Source organism: Bacillus hominis, from assembly GCF_018332515.1.
In the GTDB taxonomy this organism is placed as follows: domain Bacteria; phylum Bacillota; class Bacilli; order Bacillales; family Bacillaceae_G; genus Bacillus_A; species Bacillus_A hominis.
In genome coordinates this window covers 1-2,047 of sequence record NZ_BOQD01000475.1, presented here as the reverse complement: position 1 = coordinate 2,047, position 2,047 = coordinate 1, and the positions used below count along the sequence as shown (strand labels likewise).

The 2,047-nt window shown below is 30.4% G+C and carries 2 protein-coding genes and 1 pseudogene; all 3 read right to left on the bottom strand.

Annotation, left to right across the window (positions count from 1 at the left end; genetic code table 11):
* Nucleotides 1-168: 168 nt before the first annotated feature.
* The gene (locus tag KI356_RS26520; protein ID WP_212936942.1) at nt 169-684 is read right to left on the bottom strand and encodes an NUDIX hydrolase; all 516 of its coding nucleotides are present in this window, start codon (nt 682-684) and stop codon (nt 169-171) included.
* A 22-nt stretch (nt 685-706) separates the two neighbouring features.
* Nucleotides 707-1,837, bottom strand: coding sequence for a DNA polymerase III subunit beta (dnaN, locus tag KI356_RS26515; protein WP_212936941.1), 1,131 nt, complete (start codon nt 1,835-1,837; stop codon nt 707-709).
* A 30-nt stretch (nt 1,838-1,867) separates the two neighbouring features.
* Nucleotides 1,868-2,047, bottom strand: a pseudogene (locus tag KI356_RS26510) (DNA mismatch repair protein MutT); the annotation flags it as partial.

Sequence of the window (2,047 nt, the reverse complement as noted above, 5' to 3'; positions counted from 1 at the left end):
CAAAATAAATGATTTCCTTTTTTCATGAGCTCCTCCTTCTATTACATACTAATCTTCCCTAATTACTACTTTACTATATTTGCTTTCCTGCTATTTAAAATACTCTCCCTCACGTTAAATTTTATCTTTAGTTTCACTTCGACTACATTAGCTATTTTCTGTTACTGTTTACACTAATTTATGTATTGAATCTATTAGGCTGGTCTGCTTAGCTAATTCTTTATTCTTATACTCTACTAATTTATGATTTAATAAAACGAAAGAGTGCTCTAATATTAATTCATTATAAAGTACTTCAGTTAAAAATTTAGGTATCATCTCTCCTACGCCATAATTATAGTCACTTAGAATCCAAGATACCTCTTTCCAATCTAGAATTCCTTCTGAGACTTTTTTTGGAGTGTGATATGTAAATTCATTAAGTAGCTCTATTAAATAGACATACATGCCACCAGAATATGAGGAATCCTCCCATTTAATAATGCCTTTAAATTGAATTTGATTTTGTTCCACATCTATATTTGTTTCTTCTTTTATTTCACGAATTGCATTTTCTAACGGTGTTTCTCCTTTTTCTATCTTCCCTCCTACACCGTTCCATAATCCTTTTACAGGATCATATTCTCTATTTAGCATGAGTATTTCTTCATTTCTTTTTATAAAACATAAAGTGTGCTTGTACATTTTTTAATTCATTCCTTTCTTCTTAATAAGTTCTAACAGGTGATATTAAATATACTGCTGCAGATTGTTCACCTGCTTCAATTAATATCGGTCTCATGGAACCGCCAAAACTTAAAGTAACTCTATCTTCTTTTATTGCTTTTAAAGTATCGACCATATATCGTCCATCGAAAGATATATTTAATTGTTTTTCACCGTGAATAGCATCTATTTGTTGTGTCTCGGATATTTTACCAATCTGAGAAGCGTTAGAAGAGATTTGTATTGTGGATTCGTCGATGATTTCTAAGTTAACGTTGTTGTTTGCCCATTCACTAGCTAATAAACTTGACCGATCTACACCTTGTAAAATCTGTTTTCTATCTATATTAATAACCGTTTGGGATTCATTTGGAATTAGGCCAGATATATTAGGGTATTTCCCTTCAATTAGTCTTGAATACAACTTAATTGTACCGAATTTAAAAATAATGTGACTCTCTGAAAGATATATGTATACTAAATTTGAATTACTGTTCATTAATTTTAGTAGTTCACTAATAGTGGAACTTGGTACAATGCAATTTAATTTCGCATGTGAAGAAATGGGTATTTCACGTAAAGCCAATCTGTGCGAATCAGTAGCAGCACAAATTAATTTGTTATGATCAATAACGAAATGTACGCCAGTAAGAACGGGTCTAGATTCATTTTTAGCAGCTGCAAAGGCAGTTTGTTTAAATACTTCAATCAATTGTTCCGTTTCTACTTTTATTTCTGAGTGTTCGTCTATAAATGGTACATTAGGAAACTCATTTGACGAGAATCCATTTAAGTTTAAAGTAATTTCATCAGATTGAATTGTAATCAACTGCTCATTCATACTTTTTATTAAAATCTCACTTGGCATTTTCTTAATAATTTCAATGAAATATTTTGCCGGTACAACAATACTACCTGCTTTTAAAATAGTTGCAATTTGTTCGTCTTCAATTGAAATAGGTATAAATTTTTCAATGAAAATATTCGAATTACTTGCGATTAAAGTAATTCCAAATTGATCTGCTGTTATTTTAATTCCGGATAATATAGGAATTAAAGTTTTTGTTGAGATAGCTTTACTTACTTCTGAAAGAGCTTGTGTAAATTGTTTGTGATTAACGATAAACTCCATTTTTCCCCCGCCTTAAATGAAATACTATCTTTATGAAGATTGATGAATAATAGTTCCATTAAAAATATAAGGAACTGTTTCTTTATTTTTTAAAAGGCTTTTTAAGTGTTCTGGTATACGTAACTAAGGTTCTGCTGAATCTAATTCCATCCAGGTAATCTCTTCAATCTCTTTTGGCCGTGATATACAGATTTCCCCTCCGATTATTTA

Excerpts from the sequence above, each read along its gene's own strand:
- dnaN (WP_212936941.1), bottom strand. The coding sequence starts at position 1,837 with ATGGAGTTTATCGTTAATCACAAACAATTTACACAAGCTCTTTCAGAA.
- KI356_RS26520 (WP_212936942.1), bottom strand. The coding sequence starts at position 684 with ATGTACAAGCACACTTTATGTTTTATAAAAAGAAATGAAGAAATACTC.